The organism is Sphingomonas sp. GC_Shp_6 (genome assembly GCF_026540835.1).
Classification (GTDB): domain Bacteria; phylum Pseudomonadota; class Alphaproteobacteria; order Sphingomonadales; family Sphingomonadaceae; genus Sphingomonas.
The window spans coordinates 124,269-148,188 of sequence record NZ_JALNUO010000004.1 but is presented as its reverse complement, the minus strand read 5'-3'; the positions used below and the strand labels follow the sequence as shown (position 1 = coordinate 148,188).

Sequence of the window (23,920 nt, the reverse complement as noted above, 5' to 3'; positions counted from 1 at the left end):
GCGACGAACGGGTGCGCGGGTGGAGCCCGCAGGATGCCGCGCTATATAGGCCGGAGCCATATTTTCGCAATTGGAACGATCCCCTGCGCATCAACCTCGATCATGCCGCGACCACGCCGATGCGACCCGAGGCGATCGTGGCGGTGGCGGACGGCTTGGCGCACTGGGCCAACCCCTCCTCGCCGCACGCCGAGGGCCGCGCCGCGCGGGCGAGGCTGGAGGACGCCCGCGCGCGGATCGCCGCCGCGCTCGGCTGGACGGGCGAGGTGATCCTGACGAGTGGCGCCAGCGAAGCGATCGCGCTGGCGCTGCGCGGCCGGCGCGCGGTCCATGTCGGCGCGACCGAACATGATGCCGTGCTGCGCGCCGCGCCCGATGCGCCGCGGCTGCCGGCGGATGCGCGGGGCCTCGTGGCGGTACCGGTTCTGCCGGCGGGGGCAATCGTGGCGTTGCAGTGCGCGAACAGCGAGACGGGGGTGATCCAGCCGGCGTATCGCGGGCCGGCGCCATGGCTGGCGGATGCGGCGCAGACGGCCGGACGCTATCCCTTGCCCGATGCCGATCTGATCGTCGTCTCGGCGCACAAGATCGGCGGGCCGCCCGGCATCGGCGCGCTGCTGGTGCGCGATCTCGCCTTGCTCGAGCCGGTGGGCGGGCAGGAGCGGGGATACCGGGCAGGCACCGAGAACATGCCGGGCGCGCTGGGCTTCGCCGCCGCGCTGGAGGCGCCGCGCGGCTGGGTCGACGGCATGGCGTCGTTGCGCGGCGCGCTCGACGATGCGGTGCGTGGCGCGGGCGGCATGGTGATCGCGGATGCGAGCCCGCGCATCCCCACGATCGCCGCCTATCGCATGCCCGGCCTGTCGTCCGCGGCGCAACTGATCCGCTTCGACATGGCGGGCTTCGCGGTGTCGGCGGGCAGCGCCTGTTCGTCGGGTAGCCTGCGGCCGAGCCATGTGCTCGCCGCGATGGGGATCGCCGCCGAGGATGCGGCCGAGGTGGTGCGCGTGAGCTTCGGCTGGACGACCACCGCGGACGACGTGGCGCGTTTCGCCGATGCCTGGGTACAGGTGGCGCGGCGATGACCTATCTCGACTATCAGGCCACCACGCCGCTCGCGCCCGAGGCGCTGGCCGCGATGCTGCCCTGGCTCGAATCGCAACATGCCAACCCGCATTCGCCGCATCGTCCGGGCCGGATGGCGCGCGCCGGCGTCGAGGTGTCGCGCGATCAGGTCGCCGCGCTGCTGCCGCCGGGCGGACGCACCGCCTTCACCAGCGGCGCGACCGAGGCGCTCAACTGGGCGATCAAGGGCACCGACGGCCCGATCGTGACGCTCGCGACCGAACATGCCGCGGTGCTCGACACGGTGGCGGCGAGCGGGCGGCCGGTCACGCTGCTGCCCGTGGGGGCGGATGGGCTGGTCGATGCCGATGCGGCGGCGGCGGCGATCCGGCCGGGTACGGGGCTGGTCGCCGCGATGCTGGTCAACAATGAGATCGGCGTGATCCAGCCGGTCGCGACGCTGGCGGCGCTGGCGCACGCCGCGGGTGCGACGATGCTGTGCGACGCGGTGCAGGGCTATGGCCGCGTGCCGATCCCACCGACGTGCGACCTGGTCGCGCTTTCCGCCCACAAGGTTCATGGGCCGAAGGGCGTGGGCGCGCTGTGGGTACGCGACGGCACGCCGCTGGCGCCGCTGCTCCATGGGGGCGGGCAGGAGGCGCCCGGCCGGTCGGGCACGCTGTCGCCGGCCTTGTGCGCGGGCTTCGGCGCGGCGGCGCGGCTGATGGCAGAGCGGGCAGAGGACGATGCCGCGCATGTCGAGCGGCTGTGGACGCTGGCGATGGCACGGTTCGAAGCCGCCGGCTGGTGGCTCAACGGATCAGCCGGCGCGCGCTACCACGGCAATCTGAACGTGCGGCGTACGGGTCTCGACGTGAACCGGCTGATGTCCGATTTGCGCGACGTCGCCTTTTCGGCTGGATCGGCCTGCGCCAGCGGCTCGGGGCGGCCGAGCCATGTGCTGCGCGCGATCGGCCTTGGCGACGCGGAGGCGCGGTCGAGCATCCGGATCGGCTTTGGCCGCTACACCGGCGAGGACGAGCTGGCGCGCGCGATCGACGCGATCCTGGCCGCGCCATGATCCGCGTGCGGTTCGAGGGGCGCGCGGCATGCGACGCGGAAGGGGCGCCCGGCGAGACGCTGCTCGCGCTGGCGCAGCGCGCGGGCCAGCCGCTGGAGGGCACTTGCGGCGGCCAGATGGCGTGCGCCACCTGCCACGTGATCGTCGCCGCCGCCGATTTCACGCGGCTGCCGCCGGCGACCGCGGACGAGGAGGACATGATCGATTTCGCCGCATCGGCCACGCGCCACAGCCGGCTCGCCTGCCAGATCCGGCTGACGCCCGCGCTCGACGGGCTGTGCGTGCGGATCCCCTGACGCCTTTCGCGCAGGCAACGGGGTGTTCAGGGAACGTGCAGTGCCACTGTCGCATTACACCGCCATGCCCATTCCGGGCTTCGAAGGAGCGCCAGATGAAACTGTCCCTGATCCTTGCGGCCGGCGCCTTGGCGGTCGGTACGGTGGTGGCGGTGCCCGCCGATGCGCAACGCTGGCACGATCGCGGCCATCACGACGATCGCGGCTATGGCCATGGCGGCCCCGGCTGGCGCGACGGCGGCCATGGTCGCGGCGGCTATGGCTATCATCGCGGCTGGCGCGGCGGCCATCACGGCCGGCTGGTATGCCGTTACCGCTACGGCCATCGTCGCTGCTTCCGCGTCTGAACTCTGCGTTATAACCATCCATAAACAAAGGAGAATATCATGAAGATCGCGACCCTCATCATCGCCGGCCTCACCGCCGCCGCGTCGCTCGCCCCCGTCGCCGCGCAGGCGCAGCGCACAGTGGTCCACGAGCGCACCGTCGTTCGCCACGACCGCGTCCATCATGCCGCGCGCCGCGTGTGCACCACCCAGTGGCGCCACCATCACCGCGTCCGCACCTGCCGCACCGTTCGCCGCTGAGGCGTTCGTCCGCTCCCGCCCGGCTTCGGTCGGGCGGGGGTTGAACCCGGCAGACCGTTGCGTCATAGGCGGCGCGGGAGTCGGGCGGACGTGGTCGTCGCCAACCCGGTCAGGTCCGGAAGGAAGCAGCCGCAACGATTTCGCCGCGGGTCGTTCCGGCTCCCACCGCTCTCCTTACGGTAGTCAGACAGGTCCGGATCAGCCCGATCCGTTTCGATCCTCTGCTTGGCACCTTCGCCAACTTAGACAGCGCCCGCGCCAGCCGCTATGCCGTCCGCGATGTCCGACTCATTCGATCTCGGCGAGCCGCCGCAGCCGCCCAAGGCGGAAGCCTATCGCGTGCTCGCCCGCAAATACCGGCCGCAGACCTTCTCCCAGCTGATCGGTCAGGAGCCGATGGTGCGCACGCTCGGCAACGCGATCAAGCGCGACCGGCTGGCGCACGCCTTCCTCATGACCGGCGTGCGCGGCGTGGGCAAGACGAGCACCGCGCGGCTGATCGCCAAGGCGCTGAACTGCGTCGGCCCGGACGGGCAGGGCGGCCCGACGATCGACCCCTGCGGCGCCTGCGAACCCTGTCGCGCGATCGCGGAGGGCCGTCACATCGACGTGATCGAGATGGACGCCGCGAGCCACACCGGCGTCGACGACGTACGCGAGATCATCGACGCCTCGCGCTATGCCGCGGTGACCGCGCGCTTCAAGATCTACATCATCGACGAAGTCCACATGCTGTCGAAGAACGCGTTCAACGCGTTGCTGAAGACGCTGGAGGAGCCGCCGCCGCACGTGAAGTTCCTGTTCGCCACCACCGAGGTGAACAAGGTGCCCGTGACCGTCCTGTCGCGCTGCCAGCGCTTCGATCTGCGCCGAATTCCGGCGGAGATGCTCGCGGCGCATTTCCTCGCGGTCGCGACGGAGGAAGGCGTCGTCGCCGAACCCGAGGCGCTGATGCTGATCGCCCGCGCGGCGGAAGGGTCAGCACGCGACGGCCTGTCGATCCTCGATCAGGCGATCGCGCATGCCGGGCTGGAGGGCGGCGGCGTCACTGCCGAGGCGGTGCGCGCGATGCTCGGCCTGTCCGATCGCGGCGCGGTGCGCGATCTGCTGGGGCTGGTGCTCGCGGGCGATTCGCTGGCGGCGCTCGACTCGCTACGGCGGCAATATGACTATGGCGTCGACCCGCTGTCGGTGCTGCGCGCCCTGCTGGAGACGGTGCACGGCGTCACCCTCGCCAAGATCGGCACGGCACCCGACGTGACGCAGGCCGCCGAGGAGCGCGCCGCGCATGCCGGATGGGCGGAGCGCCTGTCCTTCCCCGCGCTTCACCGGCTGTGGCAATTGTTCCTGAAGGGGCATGACGAGGTGGCGCGCGCCGCGTTGCCGATCGAGGCCGCGGAGATGGCGTTGCTGCGCGCGATCCATGCCTCGTCGCTGCCCGATCCCGGCGAACTCGCGCGCGCGATCGCGAGCGGCGCAGCGCCATCGTCGGCGCCGGCCGCCCTGCCGGCTGCGGCGGCGCCCGCGATCGCCGCGCCGGTGGCCGCCGGCCCCGTGCTGCCCGCGACGTTCGAACAGCTCGTCGCCGATCTCGACGCGCATGGCGCGCTGGCGCTGTCGGCCCGCCTGTTCAACGGCGCGCGGGTGGTCCGCTATGCGCCGCCCGAGATCGTCTTCAGCGGCAGTCGCCCGATGGCGGCGGATACGCTATCCGAACTGATCGCGGTGCTGCGTCAGGTTACCGGGCAGGCGTGGAAGCTTGGCTTCGACGACGTGCCCGGTGAACCGACGCTCAAGGAGCAGCGCGACGCCGTGGCCGAAGCGGAGCGGCAGGCGGTGCTCGACACCCCGATCGTGCGCGCGGCGTTCGCGGCTTTCCCCGATGCCGTGCTCGAAGACTGGTCCCCAAGACGGAGCGTACAGTGAACAATCTCGAAGACATCATGGCCATGGCGCAGAATGTGCAGGCCGAACTGACCAAGGCGCAGGACAATCTCGACACGATCGAGGTCGAAGGCGTCGCGGGCGGCGGGCTCGTCCGCGTGAAGGCGTCGGCGAAGGGGCGGATCATCGGCCTGTCGATCGACGATTCGCTGATCGTGCCGGCGGAAAAGCAGATGCTGGAGGATCTGGTGGTCGCGGCGTTCAACGACGCCCGCGCGCGCGCCGACGCGGCCTCCAGCGCCGAGATGGCGAAGATGTCGAGCAGCCTGCCGCTGCCCCCGGGCTTCAAGCTGCCGTTCTGATCGTGCCCGTTCCCCCGGCGCGGGCCGGGGGAACGGGATCAGCCGACGACGGCGATGCCGTGCAGCTTCTTGCCGAAGCCGATCTTGTCGCCGGGCGCGACGATCGCGTCATAGCCCGCGACGCGGACGTCGTTGAGGCGCACCGCGCCCTCGTCGATCTTGCGCTTGGCCTCCTTGTTCGATGCGGCGAAGCCGATCGCGACGAGCACGGCGACGATCGGCAGGCCGGCGTCGACCGCGACCGTCGGCAGCGATTCGCCCGATGCACCCTCTTCGAAGGTGCGCCGTGCGGTTTCCGCGGCGGCCTCCGCGGCGGCACGGCCACGGCACATCGTGGTGGCCTCGTTCGCCAGCACGATCTTGGCGGCGTTGATCTCGGCGCCGGGCAGCGCCTCCAGGCGTGCGATCTCGTCGAGCGGCAGATCGGTGAAGAGGCGAAGGAAACGGCCGACATCACGGTCGTCGGTGTTGCGCCAGAATTGCCAGTAATCGAAATGCGGCAACTGGTCTTCGTGGAGCCAGACCGCGCCCGCCATCGTCTTGCCCATCTTGCCACCGTCCGCAGTGGTGATGAGCGGGGTGGTGACGCCGAACACCTCGGTGCCGTCCATCCGCCGCGCGAGTTCGATGCCGTTGACGATATTGCCCCATTGATCGCTGCCACCCATCTGCAACCGGCATCCGGCGCGACGCGACAGTTCGAGGAAGTCGTACGCCTGGAGGATCATGTAGTTGAATTCGAGGAAGCTGAGCGACTGCTCGCGATCGAGCCGCAGCTTCACCGAATCGAAGGCGAGCATCCGGTTGACCGAGAAATGCTGGCCCACGTCGCGCAGGAACGGGATATATTCCAGCGCGTCGAGCCATTCGGCATTGTCGAGCATCACCGCATCGGTCGGGCCGTCGCCGAAGACGAGGAAGCGTTCGAAGATCCGGCGGATCGAGGCGACGTTCGCGGCGATCCCGTCTTCCCCGAGCAGCTTGCGCGCCTCGTCCTTGAAGCTCGGATCGCCGATCTTGCCGGTGCCGCCGCCCATCAGCACGATCGGCTTGTGGCCGCTCTGCTGAAGCCGGCGGAGCAGCATGATCTGAACCAGGCTGCCGACATGGAGCGAGGGCGCGGTGGGATCGAACCCGATATAGCCGGGCACGATCTGCCGCGCCGCGAGCGCGTCGAGCGCGGCCGCATCGGTCATCTGGTGGACATAGCCGCGCGTGGCGAGCGTGGTGAGCAGATCGGACTGGTAGGTCATGCGCGGCCGGTTAGCATGCACCCCCGCACGCGTCACGTCCGGGGCAATTGCCCGAGCGGATCGACCGGAGTGCGGCCCTTGCGGAGCTCGAAATGGAGTTCGGGGCGATCCGCGAACCCGGTGTCGCCCGACAAGGCGATCGTCTCGCCGCGCCTCACGCTCTGGCCGCGCCGCACGAGCAATTTGCTGGCATGGCCATAGACGGTGGTCCACCCGTCGCCATGCTTGATGATGACGAGCCCGCCGAGCGCCGCGATGCCGTCGCCGACATAGGCGACCACGCCGTCCGCCGCCGCCCGGATCGGCGTCGATACGGGCACGGCGATCTTGATCCCGTCGTTGCGCTCGCCGCTGGCACCGGGGCCGAAGCGCTTCACCACGCGCCCGTCCACCGGCCACAGGAAGCCGCCGCTCAGCCGCGCGGGTGCGACCACGACGGCGGTCGCGGGCAGCACGCGCGAGGGGGTGGGCGCGGGGCGGGCGGGCGCCTGGTTGCTGGCGAGCGCGGGCTCGCCGCCGGTCAGGATGTCGTCGACGTCGAGCTTGAACGCGGCGGCGCGCTCCGCTCGGCTGGGCGTTCGTCCGTCCTCGCCGCCCGGAATGACGATCCGTTGGCCGACGCGCAGCGTATAGGGTTCCTCGAGCACGTTCGCCGCCACGATCCGCGACCATTCGATGCCGTAAGCGCGTGCGATCGCGATGCCGGTCTCGCCCTGCCGCACCAGATGGTAACGCCCGGCCGGGATCGTGAGCCGCTGCCCGGCGCGGATCGTGAATGGCGGCGGCAGGTCGTTGGTGCGCGCGATGGCCTCCGATCCGGCGCCGGTCACATCGGCGACGCGACGCAACGTGTCGCCCGGCTTCACGATATAGGTGGACGCCGCGATCGTGCGGGCATCGGCCGCCACGGGCCGCGACTCCCAGGCCGGGCGCGGTGCGGCCAGCTTGACCACCTGCGGCTCGTCGATGCGCGATGCCCGATCATAGGGCGGCTCGGGGGGCGGGCCCGAATCGCGCGTCTCGCGATCGGGCAGCCGCTGTTGTGGCCGTTCGCCGCGATAGGGCGGATCGACGCTGGGAATACAGGCGGAGAGCGTTGCCACCGCCGCCAGTGCCAGCCCCGATCGCCGCATCGTGCGCTCCTCACCCAAGCCCATAAGCCTGGTGCAGCATAGCAAGCGATGCGGCATGCGTCAGGTCGAGATGCAGCGGCGTGACGGAGACATAGCCCTCCGCTACGGCGGCGAGATCGGTGTCGGGCGACGGCGTCGATTCCGTCTCGCCCATCGAGAACCAGTGATAGGGATAGCCGCGCGGATCGGTGTTGGTCACGATCCGCAAACGGCCATAATCGCGAAAGCCCTGATGGGCTATGCGGATGCCCTTGACGGATTCGGCGGGCTTGGCCGGGAAGTTGATGTTGACGAGCGTTCGGGGCGCCAGCGGCGCATCGATCAGTGGCGCCAAGGCGCGCTCGCCCCAAGCGGCGGCGGTATCGAACGGCACCGCATCGCCCAGCCCCTCGCGGCTATAGAGCTGACTGAGCGCGATCGAGCGAACCCCGGCGAGCGCCCCCTCCATCGCCGCCGAGACCGTGCCCGAATAGGTGACGTCCTCGGCCAGATTGGCGCCGCGGTTGACGCCCGACAGGATCAGATCGGGCGGCGAATCCTTCATGATCTGCGCCAGCGCCAGCATCACGGCGTCGGTCGGCGTGCCCGCCACGGCGAAGCGGCGATCGTCGAAGCGGCGGATCCGGAGCGGGCGGGTGAGGGTGAGCGAATGGCCGGTGCCCGACTGCTCCTCGGCCGGCGCCACCACCCACAGATCGTCCGAGAATTTGGCGGCGATCGCCTCCAGGATCTTGAGGCCGGGTGCGTGATAGCCATCGTCGTTGGTGAGCAGGATGCGCATCAGCGTGGTTCCAACCGTTCGAGGCCGCCCATATAGGGCCGCAGGATGTCGGGGACGACGACGGAGCCGTCGGCCTGTTGATAATTCTCGATTACCGCGACCAGTGTGCGGCCGACCGCGAGGCCCGATCCGTTGAGCGTGTGGACAAAGCGCGTCGCCTTTTCGCCCTCCGCCCGGTAGCGCGCACTCATCCGGCGCGCCTGGAAATCGGTGCCGTTGGAGCAGCTCGAAATCTCGCGATACCGCTGCTGGCCGGGCAGCCACACCTCCAGATCGAAGGTGCGCGCCATCGAGAAGCCCAGGTCGCCGGTGCACAGCAGCATGCGGCGATAGGGGAGATCCAGCGCCTCCAGCACGCCTTCGGCGATCCGCGTCATCCGGTCGTGTTCGGCGTCCGATGCCTCGGGAGTGGTGATCGAGACCATCTCGACCTTTTCGAACTGGTGCTGGCGGATCAGCCCGCGCGTGTCGCGCCCGGCCGAGCCCGCTTCCGAGCGGAAGCAGGGCGTGAGCGCGGCAAAATGCAGCGGCAGTTCGGCTTCGGCCATGATCCGTTCGCGGACCATGTTGGTGAGCGACATCTCCGCGGTCGAGATCAGCCAGCGGCCATCGGTGGTGCGGAACAGGTCCTCGGCGAATTTGGGCAACTGGCCCGTCCCGAACGCCACCTCGTCGCGCACGAGCAGCGGCGGCGACACTTCCTCGAAGTCGTAATCGTTCACCAGCCGATCGAGCATGAACTGGCCGAGCGCGCGGCTGAGCCGCGCCATGCCGCCGCGCAGCAGCGTGAAGCGTGCGCCCGCCAGCGCCACGCCGGTGTCGAAATCCATGCCGAGCGCAGGGGCGATGGCGTCGTGCTCGCGCGGCGGAAAATCGAACGTCCGCGGTGTGCCCCAATGGTGCACCAGCACATTATCCTCCTCGTCCGTGCCCTCGGGCACGTCGGAGGCGGGATGGTTGGGGATCGCGGCCAGCCGCGTGTCGAGCTCGGCGGCCGCGGCACGTTCGTCCTCTTCGAGCTGCGGCAGCCGCATCTTCAGCGCGGCCACGTCGGCCATCAGTGCCTCGGCACGGACCTCGTCCTTCTGCGCCTTGGCCTGGCCGATCTGCTTGGACAGTTCGTTGCGCCGGGTCTGCGCTTCCTGCGCGGCGGCGATCGACTCGCGCCGGCGCTCGTCGATGGCGAGCAGCGAAGCGGCTTGCGGCGGAAGGCCACGGCGGGCGAGCGCGGCGTCGAAGGCGGCGGGATCGTCTCGGATCGCTCGGATATCGTGCATGGCGTGAGGCTATGGCGGGGCGGCGGGAGCGGCGCAACCCGCGGGGCGGCGCGATCGTTGGTGGTCATACCGTTAGCCGATGATGGAGATGCCCCCATGAAGATGCCCCATAATTCCGTCGTTCTCGTCGCCGATGGGCGCAAGATGCTGTTTCTGCGCAACGAGGGAGACGTGGCTAATCCCAATCTGGTCGTCGAGCGCGCCGTCGAACAGGAAGATACCGCGAACCGCGATGCGCTGACCGCGCCGGCGGGACGCAAATCGGCGTCGCAGACGGGCGCCGGCAGCGCCATGGGCGATACCGATTTCCACCAGATCGAGGAGGATCGCTTCGCGGCTGACGCGACCGACCTGCTCAAGCGGCGCGCGCTGGCGCACGAGTTCGAATCGCTGATCGTGGTCGCCCCGCCGCGCACGCTGGGCGAGATGCGCAAACACTACCACAAGGAGGTCAGCGACCGGCTCGCCGGCGAACTGGCCAAGGACCTGACCAACCATCCCATCGCCGAGATCGAGAAGGCGCTCCTCGAAGCCTGATCGGTCCGACGAAAAAAGGGGCTCGCGACCTTGCGGTTGCGAGCCCCTTTTTCGTGTCCGTGGTACCGGCGTTCAGCCAGCCGTGGCGGCCGGCCGTGCGAAGCGGCGACGCGCGACGAGTGCGGCGGCGGCCGCACCGAACAGCAGCACCATGGGGGGAGCCGGCACCGGCGCCGGCGGTCCGCCGTTGGAGCCGGTGCTGCCGCCATAGGAACTGCTGCCGCCGTTCGAGCTGCCGCCGTAGGAGGAGGAGCTGCCGTTGGAACTCCAGCCGCCATTGCTGTTCCAGCCATTGCTGCTGGAGCTGTAGCCCGACGAGGTCGACGACGACCCGCTCGAGCTTCCCGAGGAAGAACCGCTCGAACTGCCGGACGACGAACCACTGGAACTGCCCGACGAGGAACCGCTTCCCGACGACGACACGTTGCCGCTGCTGCTGGAGCTGCCGGACGACGAGACATTGCCGCTGGAGCTGCCCGAAGACGAGACGTTGCCGCTGGATGCGGAGGAGATGTTCCCGCTCGAGGACGACGAGACGTTGCCGCTCGATCCACCCGACGAGATGAATCCGCTCGACCCGCCGGAACCGCCCGACGAGATCGAGCCGCTCGAGCTGGACCCGCCGGAGCCACCTGACGAGATGTACCCGCTCGACCCGCCCGACGACGAGGTGCTCGATACCGTGGCGCCGCCCGTGCTGCTCGACGATCCGCCGCCGCCGCCGCTCGACGAGGTGCTGCTGACATTGCCGCTGGACGATCCGCCCGTCGACGATGTGCTGCTCACGCTGCCGCTGCTGCTTGAACCACCGCTGCTGCTGCTGGAGCCGCCGCTGCTGCTCGACGTGGAAGAGATCACGATGCCGCCACCTGAACCGCCGCTGCCGCCGCCGCCGAAACCACCGCCGAAGCCGCCCCCAAATCCACCGCCGAATCCGAAGCCGCCGCTGCCGCCGATCACGACGGGAACGCTGCCACCGCCGCCACCCGAGAAGCTCTCAGCAACGGGCTGCGGCAGGGGTGCGGCCTGGCTCGCCACCGTGATGACGGTCGGGGAACACTGGGCGGTGCTCGTCGTCCGCGTCACGATCCGGCGGCGGACGTGAACGGGTTGGACTTCGCGATGCGCCACCCGCTTGATGAGCTTGCGATTGAAGGATGCGTGCGAGGGCTGCTCGGCGACATGCACCGCGCCACCACCGATCACGGCGCCGCCACATGCGCACGCACAGAGTTTCGCCAAGGCCATCCGAACGGACATATCGTCACTTTCTCGTTGCTGATGCCGAACGGAGCATCAGATCCGGTTTCCCGCCGCGTTACCGCTGCACTATGAACAAGTGACGAACAAGCCCGCAAGTGCAAGGCCGTTAACCACGATAGTGGCTGTTCTTGCAGCGGATCTTCAGCCGGGTCGGTCGAAAGCGACGTTAATGTGCCAGCGTGACACAGAATGGCGCGAGGAGCGCCCCGATCCGCGTCATGTTGCGCAATGCACACGCTTTTATGGCCATCGGCAATGATTAACCGGCCGCGCTTGTCGTCTCCGGCTTGCGTGCCTATAGGCGCGATCACGATCTTGGGGGGCGGCACGTGTACGGCGAATCGCGCCGCGGCGCGCCGATGGGAGAGTGGCATGGCGACCGTATTGAATCGCGTTGAAGAAGCCCAATCAAACCCGCTGGCGGCGAACGACGCCAGCGACAGCTATCGACCGCATCCGGACGAGCCGTTCATGAGCCTGCGCCAGCAGGCCTATTTTCGCGCCAAGCTGCTTCGCTGGAAGGATGCCATCCTGCTGGAGGCGCAGGGAACGCTGTCGCAGCTTCAGGTCGATTCGCTTCGCGAATCGGATCTGACCGACCGGGCGTCTTCGGAAACCGACTGGTCGATCGAGCTGCGCACCCGCGATCGCCAGCGCAAGCTGATCGCCAAGATCGAGGCTGCGATCCGCCGCATCGACGAGGGCGAATATGGCTATTGCGAGGTATCGGGCGAGCCGATCAGCCTGGGCCGGCTCGAGGCGCGGCCGATCGCCACGATGACGGTCGAGGCGCAGGAACGCCACGAGCGCCACGAGAAGATTTCGCGAGAGGATTGAGCCGTCCTGGCCTTAAGGCTTTGGTGATGCTTGCGCCGCTACGCACGGGCGGACGAAGAACAGCTTGAGGCGAGACCCGATCCGATGGACATGACCGATCCCGCTGCCTTCGATGACGCGGGCGAATCGACCGACCGCCATCGGCGGCGCGAGCGGGACAGCCTGTTGCTGATCGCCTCGATCGCGGTCGGCGGCGAGCCGGCCCGCGAAGTGCGTATCCGCAATGTTTCCGCCGAGGGGCTGATGGCCGAAGTGGGCCATGTGGTGGAACCGGGTACGGCCGTGGCGCTCGATCTGCGCGGGGTGGGCCCGGTCACGGGCAAGGTCGCCTGGTGCACCGAGGGTCGCGTGGGGATCACGCTCGACCGGCCGATCGATCCCAAACAGACCCGCAAGCCCGTCGGCGCAGGAACGACGACGCCTTTCTACGCCAAACCGCTCGTCTCCGGCCTGCGCTGAGGCGGCGAAGGAATCGCCGCCGCTTTCGAAGGGAGAGCGGCGGCGGCGGTGTCGCGGCCTACAGGCTCGCAATCTCTTCCTTCAACCGCAATTTCTGCTTCTTCAGCGCCGCCACGACGGCGGTGTCCGGCATCGGCCGATGCTCCTCGTCGGCGATCCGCTGATCCAGCACAGCGTGCTTGGTTTCCAGGGCCGTCTGGTGCGTCGTCGGCATAATGATGGTGCCTCCTGCATTCGGGTTGGGGGATCGATTAAACCATGAAGGCGCCGGAAAGTCGCGACCGATATGACAGGCGTGCGACAAACCGAGCGGTGGTCCGCGACGATCCGCCGCAGCGCATCCGCCGAAACGATTCCCCTTGCTCCGCCCCACCCGGCGCGTAAGCGCAGAGGAACGGGGATCGACGAGGCGGGGGCAGCCATGGACGAAACGCAAATGGCGGCACGGCTCGACGTGCTGCGCACCGAGCACCGCGATCTCGATGCCGCGATCGACGCGCTGGCGGCGAGCGGGGTGCCCGATCAATTGCGCACGGCGCGTCTCAAGAAACGAAAGCTCCGGCTCCGCGACGAGATAGCGATGATCGAGGATCATCTCATCCCCGACATCATCGCATGACGGCACCGGGCGGGCCGCTCCATCTGATCCATTCTGGTACGCACGACGGCGCGGCTCGCGCCGGTTCCGGATGCGTGACGGCGCCGGGCCGTGCATAACGCCATGGTGACGGGGGCTAGCCATGATTCGCGGATCCACCGCCGCCTGACCGAGGGCCTGTATGTCGAGGCGATGCTCCTCGCCGACGAGGCGCGCGGCTATTTCGACGATGGCGGCCGCCTGGAACGCGAGGCACTCGATCCGTTCGCCCGCGTCGCCTTTTCCTGCGAGTCGCTCAAGGTTACGACCCGGCTGATGCACGTGATCGCCTGGCTGTTGACGCAGCATGCCGTTAGCGCCGGCGAGATCGCGCCGCGCGACGCGCTCGATCCCGCCCGCCGGCTAGGCGATGCGCCCACGACCGATGGCGAGACGGCGGCGCGCATGCCCGAACGCGCGCGCCCGCTGATCGCCGCGAGCCTCGATCTCCACCGCCGTGTGGCGCGCCTCGACGCTGCGTTGGAAGAGGCGGCTGAACCCCTCAGCCCGGCGCGATCGATGCAGCAGAGGCTGAAGCTGGCATTCTGAGCCGGCGGCGAAGTAGGCGAATGTGCCACGGGCAGCGGAATCAAAGGGGAATGCCGTTAGCTTGATGGGATCACGAAATCCGTTCGTGCCGAGCTTGTCGAAGCACGCTCTCCGCGCTCACTCCTTCACATTCGGAACAAGCCCTTCGACAAGCTCAGGGCGAACGGATCAAAGTAAGTCATTGAACTCCAACGCCTGTATCGGACCTATTCACGCCGGCCCATGTCAGATCCCCAGCCGCGCCCGGGCGGCGGCATATTCGGCCACCAGCCGGTCGACCCGGTCGGCGACGCTCTCGACGCGGTCGACCGCGCCAATGCCCTGGCCCGAGCCCCAGATGTCGCGCCACGCCTTGGCCTTGGAGCCGTTGCCCCCACCGAAGTTCATCGTCTTCAGGTCGCCCTCGGGCAGCGCATCGGGATCGAGCCCGGCCGCCGCTATCGAGCTGCGCAGATAATTGCCGTGCACCCCGGTGAACAAATTCGAATAGACGATGTCCGCCGCGCGCCCGGCAACGATGCCCTCCTTATAGGCGGGTTCGGCGTTCGCCTCGGTCGTCGCGATGAAGGGCGATCCAATATAGCCGAAATCGGCGCCCATCGCCTGCGCCGCCAGCACCGCACCGCCCGTCGCGATCGCGCCCGACAGCGCGAGCGGGCCGTCGAACCATTGCCGGATTTCCTGCACGATGGCGAAGGGCGAGAGGCGCCCGGCATGGCCGCCCGCGCCTGCCGCCACCGCGATCAGGCCGTCGGCACCCTTTTCCACCGCCTTGCGCGCGAACCGGTCGTCGATCACGTCGTGGAGCGTGATGCCGCCCCAGCCATGCACCGCGGTGTTCAGATCCTCGCGCGCGCCGAGCGAGGTGATGACGATCGGCACCTGCCATTTGGCGCAGGTGGCGAGATCGGCCTCGAGCCGGTCGTTGGATTTGTGTACGATCTGGTTGACCGCGAACGGCGCCGCCGGGCGATCGGGATGCGCGCGGTTGTGCGCGGCCAGCTCTTCGGTGATCCGGTGCAGCCATTCGTCGAGCATCGCCTGGGGCCGGGCGTTCAGCGCCGGGAACGAGCCGACGATCCCCGCCTTGCACTGCGCGATCACCAGATCGGGGCCGGAGATGATGAACAGCGGCGACCCGATCACGGGCAGGCGCAGCGTCGAAAACGGGGCGGGCAGGGTCATATGCGTTGTGTAGCGCAACCGATCGGCCTGTCCAGCGACGGGGCATTTGCGTGACGCGCGCCGTCGCGTAGGAAGCCTCACACGACGAACGGGGCCGGACGCGCGACGGACGGCTCCACCAATAGGGGTTTATCCGTATGAAGCTTGCCACCGCGCTGTTGGCGCTGACCGTTTCCGCCCCCGCGCTCGCGGCGGGGCAGTTGCCCAAGACGGTGGTGCCGACGCTCTATGACATCACCGTGAAGCCCGATGCCAAGACGCTGACCTTCGCCGGCTCCGAAACCGTCAACGTGAACGTCACCGCGCCGACGACGACGATCGTGCTGAACGCCGCCGATCTGGCGATCACCAAGGTGACGTTCGACGGCGTGGTGGCGCCGTTCAAGCTGGATGCGGCGGCGCAGACGATCACCGTCACGCTGCCGATCGCCGCGCGCGTCGCACCGCACGTGATGACGTTCGACTGGACGGGCAAGATCGGCCGTTCGGCCGCGGGCCTGTTCGCGATCGACTACACCAACACCGACGGCAGCCAGGCGCGGATGCTCGCCACGCAGTTCGAGGCGCCCGACGCGCGGCGCTTCGCGCCGATGTGGGACGAGCCCGCGTTCAAGGCGAAGTTCCGCCTGACCACCACGGCGCCGGACGGGCAGCGCGCCTTTTCCAACATGCCCGCCTATTCGGTGACCAAGGCGTTGGACGGCACGCAGACCTATAAATTCGCCGAGACGCCGGTGATGTCGAGCTATCTGCTGTTCATGGGCCAGGGCGCGATGGACCGGAAGACGCTGATGGCCGGCAAGACCGAGCTGGGCGTCATCACGCGCAAGGGCGTGGCGGATCAGGGCGATTATGCGCTCGATCAGGCCAAGCGGCTGCTCGCCTATTACAACAGCTATTTCGGCCAGCCTTATCCGCTGCCGAAGATGGACATGGTCGCCGGGCCCGGCTCCAGCCAGTTCTTCGGCGCGATGGAGAATTGGGGCGCGATCTTCTATTTCGAGAACGAATTGCTGTTCGATCCGGCCCGCACGACGGAGAGCGGACGCCAGCGCATCTACACCGTGGTCGCGCACGAGATGGCGCACCAATGGTTCGGCGATCTGGTCACCATGGCCTGGTGGGACGATCTGTGGCTGAACGAAGGCTTCGCATCGTGGATGGAGAGCAAGAGCTCGGCCGATCTGAATCCCACGTGGAAAGCCGAAGCGTCGGCGGTGGCGTTCGACCGCGAGGGGGCGATGGGCATCGACGCGACCGCGGCGACTCACCCGATCGTGCGCCATGTGGAGACCGTGGACCAGATCGGCGAGGCGTTCGACGGCATCACCTATGCCAAAGGCGAGGCGGTGATCCGTATGCTCGAATCGACGCTCGGGCCCGACGTGTTCCGCAAGGGCATCCGCAGCTACATGGCGAAGTACAAATACGGCAACACCGTCACCGACCAGCTCTGGGCCGAGCTGTCGGATGCAGCGGGGCGGCCGGTGACGCAGATCGCGCATGATTTCACGCTGCAGGGCGGCGTTCCGCTCGTCACGATGACGGGCATGCGCTGCGAGCGCGGGAAGACGGTGGCGACGCTGACTCAGGGCCGCTTCGGGCTCGACCCCGCCTCGCAGGCGCCGCAGACCTGGCACGTGCCGCTGGTGCTCGCGACGCTGCGTGGCGGCGAGACGAGTGCGATCGTCAGCGGCGCAGCCCCCGCCGACGTGAGCGTGCGCGGCTGCGGCACGCTGGTGCTGAACCGCGGCAAGGGCAGCTATACGCGCGTGATGTACGACGATGCGGGCCATGCCGCGATCGTGCGCGACTATGCCAGGCTGGGGTTGAACGACCGGCTCGGCACACTGGGCGACGATTACGCGCTGGCGCAGGGCGGCTATCAGGGCCTCCAGCGTTACCTCGACGTGCTGGGCCAAGTGGGCGCCGATGCCGATCCGCTCGAATGGTCCGTGGTGTCCGGCCAGCTCGGCAGCCTGTCGGGCTTGTATGCGGATACCCCGCTGGAGGCGCCGCTGCGCGCGAAGACCGATGCGATGCTGTCGCCCGTGCTCGCGCGGATCGGCCTCACCGCACGGGCGGGCGAATCGCCTTTGGTAACGAACCTGCGCGAGACGCTGATCGGGCGGTTGGGCGCGAACGGCGATCCGGCGGTGGGGGCGGAGGCGCGGCGCTATGTCGCGCTGCTGGCGAACGACCCGACGGCGATTCCGCCGGCGGTTCGCACGCCTATCCTTGGCACTTATGCGATCAACGCGACGCCGGCCGAATGGGACGCGCTGCTCAGCCTCACCAAGGCGGAGAAGAGCCCGGTGGCCAAGAACCGCTTCGTGTCGCTGCTCGGTTCGGCGCGCGATCCGGCGCTGGCGCAGCGTGCGCTCGGGCTGTTGAAGACCGACACGATCACGACGCCGCAAAAGGCCGCGCTGCTGCGTTCGGTCGCCACGCGGCATCCGGACATGGCGTTCGATTGGGCGGTGGCGAACCTCGCGCTGGTGAACAGCTTCCTGGAGGACAGCACGCGCTCGGGCTATGTCGTGGGCCTTGGCGGCGGATCGAACGATCCGCGGATGCCGGCCAAGATCCAGGCCTTTGCCGACAAGAACCTGCCCGCCACCTCGCGCGGCGGCACGACGCGGACGCTGGCGTTCATGGCGGTCCGCAAGGCGACCGCGGAGCGGCTGCGTCCGGCGGTGACGAACTGGGTGAAGTAGGGGCGTTCAGTCGACGCGTTTGAGGGCGCCCGCATAATGGCGGCTCCGCGCGGCGTAATGCTGCGCGGAGAGCCGGAGTGCGGCGCGCGCCTTTTCGTCCAGCGTGCGCACCGCGCGCGCCGGGCTGCCGACGATCAGGCTGCCCGGCGGGAAGCTCTTGCCTTCGGTGACCAGCGCGCCGGCGCCAACGATGCAATCCTCCGCGATCGTCGCGCGGTTGAGGACGATCGCGCCCATGCCGATCAGCACGCGGTCGCCGATGGTGCAGCCGTGCAGGATGGCATGATGGCCGATCGTGCAATCCGCGCCGACGGTGAGCGGTGTGCCCGGATCGGAATGGAGCATCGCGCCCTCCTGCACGTTCGATCGCGCGCCGATCCGAATCGCCGTGTTGTCCGCGCGGATCACCGCGCCGAACCACACGCTGCTTTCTTCGGCCAGGATCACCTCGGCGATCAGGTCCGCGCTCGGCGCGATCCAGGCGCTGGAGTGGCAGTCGGGGCGTTTCCCGTCGAGTTCGTAGAGCGGCATCGGGTCGGGTCCTCAGGACAGGCGGAATGCGCTCGCCGCGACGACGACGAGGACGAGCGGCGCGGCGGCCCAGCCGATCCGCCGCCACGGCCGGACGGGCATGGCATATAGGTCCGCGCCCGCGATCGCCGCGGCGATCAGCGCGGCCAGCATCGTCCAGAGATGGTAGCGTAATTCGGCGGCCACGCTGAACACGCCATAGCCCAGCCCGTAGAACAGGCTCGACAGCGCGATCGGCACGATCAGCGGGCGCGAGGCGAGCCGCGGCGCCGCGATCAGCACGCCCAACGCCAGCGCGATCCCCGCGATCGGCCAGCCGAGCGGCGTCCCGGCGCTCGCGGTTGCGGCGGCGTCGATCGCGCTCAGCAGCGGGCCCGGGTGGACCGTGTAATGCCAGTCGTTGGGCGCGGATTGCACCTGCACCGCGCGCTCGACCGGATCATGGACGAGGAAGCGCGTGTTGATGTTGAAATGATGCAGCCGGTGCAGCGCATAGGCGAGCGGGTGTGCGAGGATCGCCCCGGCCCATAGCCGCGTCGGGCTGGCATGCGTGCGCGCCGCCCAGGCGCGAAACGGCTCGAAGCCAAGCGGGCAGGGCGGATCGACCCAGTTGGAATAGGGATCCCATTTCACCGCCGAATAGCAACGATGGTTGACCGCGATCGGGTTCGCCACGCCGAGGGCTGGGAACACGTTCGTCCCGCTTTCCTCGGTGATGCCGCCCAGATCGAAGATGACGAGCGACAGTTCGACGCCGCTGCGCTCGGCATGGAGCAGCCGGTTGGCGAGCGGCAGCGGCGCCATCAGCAGCGCGGTCGCGACGATCGCCGCCGCGGCGACCTTCCATGGCCGGTCGCGCCACCGCGCCGGCAACAGCGCGACGGCAAGCGGCATGCAAGCGAGAAAAGCGTTGAAGCGCAACGTCGCGGCGGCCAGCAGCAGCGCCAGCGCGAGGCCGGCGAGAAGGGGGCGCACGCCCGCGCGTCGCGCCTCTCGCGTCCAGGCCAGCAGCCCCGTCGCGGCGAGCAGCGCGCCCGCCATCAGGCAATCCTTCAGCACCGCGCCCATCAGCGCCATGCCGAGCGGCAGCAGCCCCACCGATGCGAGTGCCACGCCCAGGCCCGGTCGCGGGCGTCGCCACGCCCATGCCGAGAGCAGGCCAAGGCCGATCCAGTAGAGTGCCACCTGTAGCACCAGCATGGGCGCAGGGCCGGCATGGATCGGGATCAACTGGCGCCACAGCCACTCCATGGCCGGGGGGTGCCAGTCATCATAATCGCCGTCGATCGCCTGGCCATATTGGCGGACCGCGTCCCAGGTCATCAGCCCCGGCCAATAGGCCATGAGCGTCGCCGCCGCCGCGGCCAGCATGGCGGCGCTCGAGGCGATCGCACCGGAGGCGCGCTGACGTGATCCTGCCATGCTCCCGCATCAACGGGACAGCGCCGCCGGTGTCAACTCGACCTGGCTATTTGCCGGACCCTTTCCCAACGCCGTTGGACCCGGTCGCCTGAATGTTGGCCTGGACCTCGTGCGCCCGCGCCGAAGCCTGGTCGGGCAGCGCGTGGCCCGACTTGGCGGGATCCGCCGCGGCGGCGCTGGCGACGGCGGCCTGCGCGGCGGCGGCTTGATCCGCCGCGGCTTTGTTGGCGGCGGCCTGATCGGCGGCGGCCTGGGCCGCGGCGGCTTGCGCAGCCTGGGCTGCGGCGGCTCGCGACGCGGCCGCCTTCGATGCGGCGTCCTGGGCGGCGGCGTCCTGCGCGGCCTTGGTCGCGGCAGCTTGCGCGGCAGCGGTCTGCGCCGCGGCGGCTTGGGCGGCTGCGGTCTGGGCGGCGGCCGCCTGAGCGGCGGCGGCCTGCGATGCCGCGAGCTTGGCGGCGGCGTCCGCCGCGGCGGCCGACGACTGGGCCGCGACCGTCTGCGCCGCGGCCTTGGCCGCATTCGCCTGCTTCGTGGCCTCCGCAGCAGCGTTCTGCGCGGCGAGCTGCTGGGCCGCAGCTTGGGCGGCTTGCGCGGTGGCGGCGGCCTGCTGCGCCTGTTGCTGCGCCTGGGCCTGTGCGGCGGCCTGCTGCAAAGCCGAGAGCGCCGCCGCCGCCAGACGCGCGAGGTCCGCGGCCAACGATGCGCCCTGCTGGGCGGTGGCAGCGGCCTGCTTCGTGGCATCGTCGGCGTTCGCCGCCTGCGCCGCGGCGACCTGGCTGGCGGCGGCCTTGGCGGCGTCGTCGGCTGCCTTGGCCGCTTGCGCCGCTTGGGTCGCGGCGGCTTGCGTGGCGGCGGCGCGTACGGCGTCGGCGGCCTTCGCGGCGTCTGCGGCCTGTTGCGCGGCGGCCTGTGCGGCGGCCTGTTGCGCGGCGGCTTGCGTGGCGGCGGCCTGTTGCGCCGCGGCGGCATCGGCCGCCTGTTGGGCGGCGGCGTTGGCGGCGGCCTGTTGCGCGGCGGCATCGGCGGCCGTCTGGCGCGCGGTGGCGCTCGCGGCGGCCTGCTGCGCGGCGGCGGCGGCGGCGGCTTGCTGGGCCGCGGCGTCGGCGGCGGCCTGTTGCGCGGCGGCGGCGCTCGCACGCTGGGTCGCGGCATCAGCGGCGGCCTGTTGCGCGGCGGCGATGGCAGCGGCCTGTCGCGCCGCGGCGTCGGCGGCGGCCTGTGCGTCGGCGGCGCTGCGCTGCTGCGCCACGGCCTGCTCGGTCGCGGCGGCCTGGGCTGCGGCATCGGCGGCGCGCTGGTTGGCGAGCGCGGTCGCGCGTTCGATGACGAGTTCGTGGGCCATTGCGTTGTTCACCGCGACGACGGCTTCGGCGTTGCTCGCATGCGCGACGGCCAGCGTCGCCTGCGGCGTCGCCGAGCCGGCGATCCCGACATTGGCGGCCGCACCGGGCAGGACCGTCGACGCGGGGACCACGGCCGGTACGACCACCGCATCGTCGCTCACCAGCCCGCCGGTGAGGCGGGCGAGCGAGACCGTAGGTTCGGCGACGGGCGCGGCGATCGCGGGCGTCGCGGCCGCGGGCGCCGGAGCAGGGCGCGACCGCGTGGTGGGCGCCGCCGGCGTGGCGGGGCCCTTGTCGTCCTTGCTGCGGACGAAATGATCGACGCCGCCCATCGTCACGCGCAGCGCGGTCAGCCGGCTGGCGTCCACCGCGATGGTGCCACCGGGCCGCAGCAGTTCGTGTGCGCCGCCATCCGGCGTGGCCACATCGACCGCGCCTTCGAGCACCTTCACCCGCGCGCCGCCCTCGCCGACGCTGACGCTGAAGGTGGTTCCCTTCACGACGGCGGCGAGATACGGCGTCTGCACCGCGAAATGCGGCGTCGCCATTTTGCGGATCATGAACACGACGTCGCCCGCGTCCTGAACCATCTGGGCGATCGCGCCCTTCTGCTCGACCGCGGGCAGGCGAACCTGCGAGGCGGGCGCGACGAGCACATATTCCTGGCCACGGGCGATCACCGCGCGGCCATTGGGCCCCGTGCGCACGATGTCGCCGGGGCCTACCGTGCCGCTGCGCATCGCCACGCGCGAGACGCCGGCATGCAGGATCGTCACCGGGCCCGCGGCCTCGCTGATCGTCCAGGCTGGCGTGCCCGCCGAGGCGGCGGCCGGCACCAGAAGCGCGGTGGTCGCCAGCCAGCGGCGATAGGTCGTGGTCGCGAATCGGCGACGTTGCATAGTGATCCCCTGCGACCCTGGTTCGGGCCGATGGACGCGATTTTACCCGCAGGTCCTTCCCCGATCGTTTCGCCGAACGGTGAACGGGGAATTAAAAGAAGAAACCCTTTATCAAGACCTTGGCGCCTAGTCCTCCGGCCGAAGGGGACGGTTGGACATGAGATCGGGAGTGGCGGACTGGATCGGAGCGACGCTGGGATTCGCAGCGATGACGATCGCGGCGGGCGCCGACGCGCAGGTGCTGCCGGATCGGCTCGATCCAGCGCTCATCACGCGCAGCCTGCCCGCGCCGCCGGCGCCGGAGCCGAAAGCGCCGACCGCGATCCAGCCGCCCGCCACCGGGGCAGCGCAGGTGAAGATCGCCGGCACGGTGCACGCGAGCAGCGTGGTGGTGGAGGGTGCGGACGATATCCCGCGGGTGGCGTTCGCCGCCGCAGTCGCGCCGTTCCGGATCGGCGCGCTGACGCCCGACGATCTGGTCCAGCTCGCCCGTGCGGTCGCCGATGTGGCGCGCGCGCGCGGCCTGGTGTTCGCCTCGGCGTCGATCCAGCCCCAGACGCTGTCCGGCGACCGGCTGGTGGTGACGCTCGATCCCGGCAAGGTGGATGCGGTGCGCTCGCTCGGCGCCAGCAACGCCGCCGCCGACCGGATCCTCTCCCGGCTGGTGACTCATGCGGGCGTCACCCGTGCCGAGCTCGAACGGGCGATCCTGCTCGTCGGCGACATTCCCGGCGTCTCGGTGCGCAGCACGCGCTACATCCGCGAAAACGGCTTTGGCGTCCTGCTCGTCACCATCGCGGTCGATCGCGCCACCGCCTTCGTCCAGGCGGACAATCGCGGCACCCGCGAGATCGGCCCGTGGCGAACGACCGAACTGGGCAGCCTTCGCGGCGTGCTGCGTGCGGGCGACGAACTCGCCTTGATCGCGTCGCAGACGCCTGCCGATCCGGGCGAGTTCGAATTCGGCAGTGCGCGGTATGGGATGGGCGTCGGCCGATCGGGCGGCGTCCTGTCGCTCACCGGCTTCTACGGCGCGACTCATGCCGGCGGCGATCTGTCCTATCTCGATCTGACCGGGCGCAGCTATGGCGGCGCGATCGGCTACAGCGCCGTCCTGAAACGATCGCGGGCGGTGAGCCTGTGGCTCGACGGCGAAGTGCGCACGATCGTCAACCAGCAGAGCCTGCACGGCGCCCTCTTCCGCGACGATCGCCTGACGGTCGCGACGGGCACGTTGCGCGCGTCCACCCCGTTCGCCGGTGGAACGCTGCGCCAGTCGGTGTCGGTCGCCGCGGGGCTGCCGGTGCTCGGCGCCACCAGGGAGGGCGATCCCTTCGCCTCGCGCGTCGATGGCGATGCGCGGTTCGTGACGGGCACGTTCCAGACGGACTGGACCGGCAGCGTGGCGGGACCGCTCGCGCTTCAGCTCGCAAGCGTCGCGCAATTGGCCTCGCGCCCGCTGCTCGCCTCGGCCGAGATCAGCCTCGGTGGCCCCGGGTTCGGTCGCGCCTATGATTATAGCGAGCGGACCGGCGACCAGGGCGTGCTCGGCTCGGCCGAGTTGCAGCTCGACCTGCATCGCACCTTCGCGGTGCTGCCGCGGCGCCTGTCGCTCTATGGCTTCGCCGACGGCGGCACCGTGAACAACCTCCGCGATGGGATCGGCGGGGGCAGCCTGTTCTCCACCGGGGGCGGGGTGCGGTTCGGCCATGGTCCGTTCGATGGGGGGATCGAGGTGGCGGTGCCGATCGACCATGTCCGGCTCGACACCGGCGATCGCCGTCCGCGCGTGTCGGCGCGGCTCGCCTTGCTGTTCTAAGCC

General features: G+C 69.8%; 26 protein-coding genes and 1 other RNA gene. 17 read left to right on the top strand and 10 right to left on the bottom strand.

Annotated features, from left to right (window positions below):
* The first annotated feature begins 119 nt into the window (after positions 1 to 119).
* The 8 genes from OXQ95_RS07020 to OXQ95_RS06985 all read left to right on the top strand — a co-directional run bounded on the left by OXQ95_RS07020 (position 120) and on the right by OXQ95_RS06985 (position 5,275).
* Positions 120 to 1,085: an aminotransferase class V-fold PLP-dependent enzyme gene (locus tag OXQ95_RS07020; RefSeq protein ID WP_267380956.1), complete on the top strand. Its 966-nt coding sequence runs from the start codon at positions 120 to 122 to the stop codon at positions 1,083 to 1,085.
* Positions 1,082 to 2,146, top strand: a complete 1,065-nt coding sequence (locus OXQ95_RS07015; RefSeq protein ID WP_267380955.1) for a cysteine desulfurase family protein — start codon at positions 1,082 to 1,084, stop codon at positions 2,144 to 2,146. Before OXQ95_RS07020 ends, OXQ95_RS07015 begins: the two co-directional genes overlap by 4 nt.
* On the top strand, positions 2,143 to 2,442 hold the full coding sequence (locus tag OXQ95_RS07010) for a 2Fe-2S iron-sulfur cluster-binding protein (RefSeq protein ID WP_242097025.1): 300 nt from the start codon (positions 2,143 to 2,145) through the stop codon (positions 2,440 to 2,442). Before OXQ95_RS07015 ends, OXQ95_RS07010 begins: the two co-directional genes overlap by 4 nt.
* A gap of 95 nt (positions 2,443 to 2,537) precedes the next feature.
* Positions 2,538 to 2,789 (top strand): hypothetical protein, encoded by a 252-nt coding sequence (locus OXQ95_RS07005; RefSeq protein WP_267380954.1) that lies wholly within the window; start codon positions 2,538 to 2,540, stop codon positions 2,787 to 2,789.
* A gap of 39 nt (positions 2,790 to 2,828) precedes the next feature.
* Positions 2,829 to 3,029, top strand: a complete 201-nt coding sequence (locus OXQ95_RS07000) for a hypothetical protein (protein WP_242097027.1) — start codon at positions 2,829 to 2,831, stop codon at positions 3,027 to 3,029.
* A 72-nt stretch (positions 3,030 to 3,101) separates the two neighbouring features.
* Positions 3,102 to 3,199: signal recognition particle sRNA small type (ffs, locus tag OXQ95_RS06995), an RNA gene on the top strand.
* 109 nt (positions 3,200 to 3,308) lie between these two features.
* Positions 3,309 to 4,955, top strand: coding sequence for a DNA polymerase III subunit gamma/tau (locus OXQ95_RS06990; RefSeq protein ID WP_267380953.1), 1,647 nt, complete (start codon positions 3,309 to 3,311; stop codon positions 4,953 to 4,955).
* A complete protein-coding gene (locus tag OXQ95_RS06985; RefSeq protein WP_242097029.1) occupies positions 4,952 to 5,275 on the top strand; it encodes a YbaB/EbfC family nucleoid-associated protein in 324 nt (107 codons plus the stop codon). The genes OXQ95_RS06990 and OXQ95_RS06985 overlap by 4 nt, the downstream gene beginning before the upstream one ends.
* A gap of 38 nt (positions 5,276 to 5,313) precedes the next feature.
* Here OXQ95_RS06985 and tyrS read toward each other — a convergent pair whose 3' ends face one another.
* The 4 genes from tyrS to serS are packed head-to-tail and all read right to left on the bottom strand — an operon-like array spanning position 5,314 to position 9,719.
* Positions 5,314 to 6,528 (bottom strand): tyrosine--tRNA ligase, encoded by a 1,215-nt coding sequence (tyrS, locus tag OXQ95_RS06980; RefSeq protein ID WP_267380952.1) that lies wholly within the window; start codon positions 6,526 to 6,528, stop codon positions 5,314 to 5,316.
* A 32-nt stretch (positions 6,529 to 6,560) separates the two neighbouring features.
* On the bottom strand, positions 6,561 to 7,661 hold the full coding sequence (locus tag OXQ95_RS06975) for a M23 family metallopeptidase (protein WP_267380951.1): 1,101 nt from the start codon (positions 7,659 to 7,661) through the stop codon (positions 6,561 to 6,563).
* 10 nt (positions 7,662 to 7,671) lie between these two features.
* A complete protein-coding gene (surE, locus tag OXQ95_RS06970) occupies positions 7,672 to 8,442 on the bottom strand; it encodes a 5'/3'-nucleotidase SurE (protein WP_242097032.1) in 771 nt (256 codons plus the stop codon).
* Positions 8,442 to 9,719, bottom strand: coding sequence for a serine--tRNA ligase (serS, locus tag OXQ95_RS06965; RefSeq protein WP_267380950.1), 1,278 nt, complete (start codon positions 9,717 to 9,719; stop codon positions 8,442 to 8,444). Before serS ends, surE begins: the two co-directional genes overlap by 1 nt.
* A 96-nt stretch (positions 9,720 to 9,815) precedes the next feature.
* On the opposite strand from serS, the gene OXQ95_RS06960 reads away from it, so the two are divergent.
* Entirely contained in the window at positions 9,816 to 10,256 is a 441-nt protein-coding gene (locus OXQ95_RS06960; protein ID WP_267380949.1) for a host attachment family protein, read from the top strand.
* A 72-nt stretch (positions 10,257 to 10,328) separates the two neighbouring features.
* Here OXQ95_RS06960 and OXQ95_RS06955 read toward each other — a convergent pair whose 3' ends face one another.
* On the bottom strand, positions 10,329 to 10,679 hold the full coding sequence (locus OXQ95_RS06955; RefSeq protein ID WP_267380948.1) for a hypothetical protein: 351 nt from the start codon (positions 10,677 to 10,679) through the stop codon (positions 10,329 to 10,331).
* 1 nt (position 10,680) lies between these two features.
* Here OXQ95_RS06955 and OXQ95_RS06950 point away from each other — a divergent pair, with 1 nt between their 5' ends.
* The 4 genes from OXQ95_RS06950 (at position 10,681) to OXQ95_RS06935 (ending at position 12,815) form a co-directional block, all read left to right on the top strand.
* Positions 10,681 to 11,361 carry a hypothetical protein gene (locus tag OXQ95_RS06950; RefSeq protein WP_267380947.1) on the top strand — a complete coding sequence of 227 codons (681 nt, stop codon included), beginning with the start codon at positions 10,681 to 10,683 and terminating at the stop codon, positions 11,359 to 11,361.
* Positions 11,362 to 11,378: 17 nt separating this feature from the next.
* Entirely contained in the window at positions 11,379 to 11,591 is a 213-nt protein-coding gene (locus OXQ95_RS06945) for a hypothetical protein (protein ID WP_267380946.1), read from the top strand.
* Between the two features lie 300 nt (positions 11,592 to 11,891).
* Complete coding sequence (dksA, locus tag OXQ95_RS06940) at positions 11,892 to 12,356, top strand: RNA polymerase-binding protein DksA (RefSeq protein ID WP_242097038.1); 465 nt, start codon at positions 11,892 to 11,894, stop codon at positions 12,354 to 12,356.
* Positions 12,357 to 12,446: 90 nt separating this feature from the next.
* Positions 12,447 to 12,815: a PilZ domain-containing protein gene (locus OXQ95_RS06935; RefSeq protein ID WP_267380945.1), complete on the top strand. Its 369-nt coding sequence runs from the start codon at positions 12,447 to 12,449 to the stop codon at positions 12,813 to 12,815.
* 58 nt (positions 12,816 to 12,873) lie between these two features.
* On the opposite strand, the gene OXQ95_RS06930 is transcribed toward OXQ95_RS06935, so the two are convergent.
* Complete coding sequence (locus OXQ95_RS06930; protein ID WP_242097040.1) at positions 12,874 to 13,029, bottom strand: YdcH family protein; 156 nt, start codon at positions 13,027 to 13,029, stop codon at positions 12,874 to 12,876.
* A 207-nt stretch (positions 13,030 to 13,236) separates the two neighbouring features.
* On the opposite strand from OXQ95_RS06930, the gene OXQ95_RS06925 reads away from it, so the two are divergent.
* Complete coding sequence (locus OXQ95_RS06925) at positions 13,237 to 13,434, top strand: DUF465 domain-containing protein (protein ID WP_267380944.1); 198 nt, start codon at positions 13,237 to 13,239, stop codon at positions 13,432 to 13,434.
* A gap of 102 nt (positions 13,435 to 13,536) precedes the next feature.
* Positions 13,537 to 14,001 carry a DUF1465 family protein gene (locus tag OXQ95_RS06920; RefSeq protein WP_242097075.1) on the top strand — a complete coding sequence of 155 codons (465 nt, stop codon included), beginning with the start codon at positions 13,537 to 13,539 and terminating at the stop codon, positions 13,999 to 14,001.
* A 225-nt stretch (positions 14,002 to 14,226) separates the two neighbouring features.
* Here the strand turns inward: OXQ95_RS06920 and OXQ95_RS06915 are convergent, their stop codons facing one another.
* Positions 14,227 to 15,186: a nitronate monooxygenase family protein gene (locus tag OXQ95_RS06915; protein ID WP_242097042.1), complete on the bottom strand. Its 960-nt coding sequence runs from the start codon at positions 15,184 to 15,186 to the stop codon at positions 14,227 to 14,229.
* Positions 15,187 to 15,323: 137 nt separating this feature from the next.
* Here OXQ95_RS06915 and OXQ95_RS06910 point away from each other — a divergent pair, with 137 nt between their 5' ends.
* Positions 15,324 to 17,903, top strand: coding sequence for a M1 family metallopeptidase (locus OXQ95_RS06910; protein WP_267380943.1), 2,580 nt, complete (start codon positions 15,324 to 15,326; stop codon positions 17,901 to 17,903).
* Between the two features lie 6 nt (positions 17,904 to 17,909).
* On the opposite strand, the gene OXQ95_RS06905 is transcribed toward OXQ95_RS06910, so the two are convergent.
* The 3 genes from OXQ95_RS06905 to OXQ95_RS06895 are packed head-to-tail and all read right to left on the bottom strand — an operon-like array spanning position 17,910 to position 22,098.
* Positions 17,910 to 18,434 carry a gamma carbonic anhydrase family protein gene (locus tag OXQ95_RS06905; protein ID WP_267380942.1) on the bottom strand — a complete coding sequence of 175 codons (525 nt, stop codon included), beginning with the start codon at positions 18,432 to 18,434 and terminating at the stop codon, positions 17,910 to 17,912.
* A gap of 12 nt (positions 18,435 to 18,446) precedes the next feature.
* Entirely contained in the window at positions 18,447 to 19,856 is a 1,410-nt protein-coding gene (locus OXQ95_RS06900) for a hypothetical protein (RefSeq protein ID WP_267380941.1), read from the bottom strand.
* A 46-nt stretch (positions 19,857 to 19,902) separates the two neighbouring features.
* Positions 19,903 to 22,098 carry a FecR family protein gene (locus OXQ95_RS06895; RefSeq protein ID WP_267380940.1) on the bottom strand — a complete coding sequence of 732 codons (2,196 nt, stop codon included), beginning with the start codon at positions 22,096 to 22,098 and terminating at the stop codon, positions 19,903 to 19,905.
* A 169-nt stretch (positions 22,099 to 22,267) separates the two neighbouring features.
* On the opposite strand from OXQ95_RS06895, the gene OXQ95_RS06890 reads away from it, so the two are divergent.
* Positions 22,268 to 23,917 (top strand): ShlB/FhaC/HecB family hemolysin secretion/activation protein, encoded by a 1,650-nt coding sequence (locus OXQ95_RS06890; protein WP_267380939.1) that lies wholly within the window; start codon positions 22,268 to 22,270, stop codon positions 23,915 to 23,917.
* The last annotated feature ends 3 nt before the right edge of the window (positions 23,918 to 23,920 follow it).

Coding starts and splice junctions, on each gene's coding strand:
- OXQ95_RS07020 (WP_267380956.1), top strand. CDS start 120: ATGCGACCCGAGGCGATCGTGGCGGTGGCGGACGGCTTGGCGCACTGG.
- OXQ95_RS07015 (WP_267380955.1), top strand. CDS start 1,082: ATGACCTATCTCGACTATCAGGCCACCACGCCGCTCGCGCCCGAGGCG.
- OXQ95_RS07010 (WP_242097025.1), top strand. CDS start 2,143: ATGATCCGCGTGCGGTTCGAGGGGCGCGCGGCATGCGACGCGGAAGGG.
- OXQ95_RS07005 (WP_267380954.1), top strand. CDS start 2,538: ATGAAACTGTCCCTGATCCTTGCGGCCGGCGCCTTGGCGGTCGGTACG.
- OXQ95_RS07000 (WP_242097027.1), top strand. CDS start 2,829: ATGAAGATCGCGACCCTCATCATCGCCGGCCTCACCGCCGCCGCGTCG.
- OXQ95_RS06990 (WP_267380953.1), top strand. CDS start 3,309: ATGTCCGACTCATTCGATCTCGGCGAGCCGCCGCAGCCGCCCAAGGCG.
- tyrS (WP_267380952.1), bottom strand. CDS start 6,528: ATGACCTACCAGTCCGATCTGCTCACCACGCTCGCCACGCGCGGCTAT.
- OXQ95_RS06975 (WP_267380951.1), bottom strand. CDS start 7,661: ATGCGGCGATCGGGGCTGGCACTGGCGGCGGTGGCAACGCTCTCCGCC.
- surE (WP_242097032.1), bottom strand. CDS start 8,442: ATGCGCATCCTGCTCACCAACGACGATGGCTATCACGCACCCGGCCTC.
- serS (WP_267380950.1), bottom strand. CDS start 9,719: ATGCACGATATCCGAGCGATCCGAGACGATCCCGCCGCCTTCGACGCC.
- OXQ95_RS06960 (WP_267380949.1), top strand. CDS start 9,816: ATGAAGATGCCCCATAATTCCGTCGTTCTCGTCGCCGATGGGCGCAAG.
- OXQ95_RS06945 (WP_267380946.1), top strand. CDS start 11,379: ATGCGCCACCCGCTTGATGAGCTTGCGATTGAAGGATGCGTGCGAGGG.
- dksA (WP_242097038.1), top strand. CDS start 11,892: ATGGCGACCGTATTGAATCGCGTTGAAGAAGCCCAATCAAACCCGCTG.
- OXQ95_RS06935 (WP_267380945.1), top strand. CDS start 12,447: ATGACCGATCCCGCTGCCTTCGATGACGCGGGCGAATCGACCGACCGC.
- OXQ95_RS06930 (WP_242097040.1), bottom strand. CDS start 13,029: ATGCCGACGACGCACCAGACGGCCCTGGAAACCAAGCACGCTGTGCTG.
- OXQ95_RS06925 (WP_267380944.1), top strand. CDS start 13,237: ATGGACGAAACGCAAATGGCGGCACGGCTCGACGTGCTGCGCACCGAG.
- OXQ95_RS06920 (WP_242097075.1), top strand. CDS start 13,537: ATGGTGACGGGGGCTAGCCATGATTCGCGGATCCACCGCCGCCTGACC.
- OXQ95_RS06915 (WP_242097042.1), bottom strand. CDS start 15,186: ATGACCCTGCCCGCCCCGTTTTCGACGCTGCGCCTGCCCGTGATCGGG.
- OXQ95_RS06910 (WP_267380943.1), top strand. CDS start 15,324: ATGAAGCTTGCCACCGCGCTGTTGGCGCTGACCGTTTCCGCCCCCGCG.
- OXQ95_RS06905 (WP_267380942.1), bottom strand. CDS start 18,434: ATGCCGCTCTACGAACTCGACGGGAAACGCCCCGACTGCCACTCCAGC.
- OXQ95_RS06900 (WP_267380941.1), bottom strand. CDS start 19,856: ATGGCAGGATCACGTCAGCGCGCCTCCGGTGCGATCGCCTCGAGCGCC.
- OXQ95_RS06895 (WP_267380940.1), bottom strand. CDS start 22,098: ATGCAACGTCGCCGATTCGCGACCACGACCTATCGCCGCTGGCTGGCG.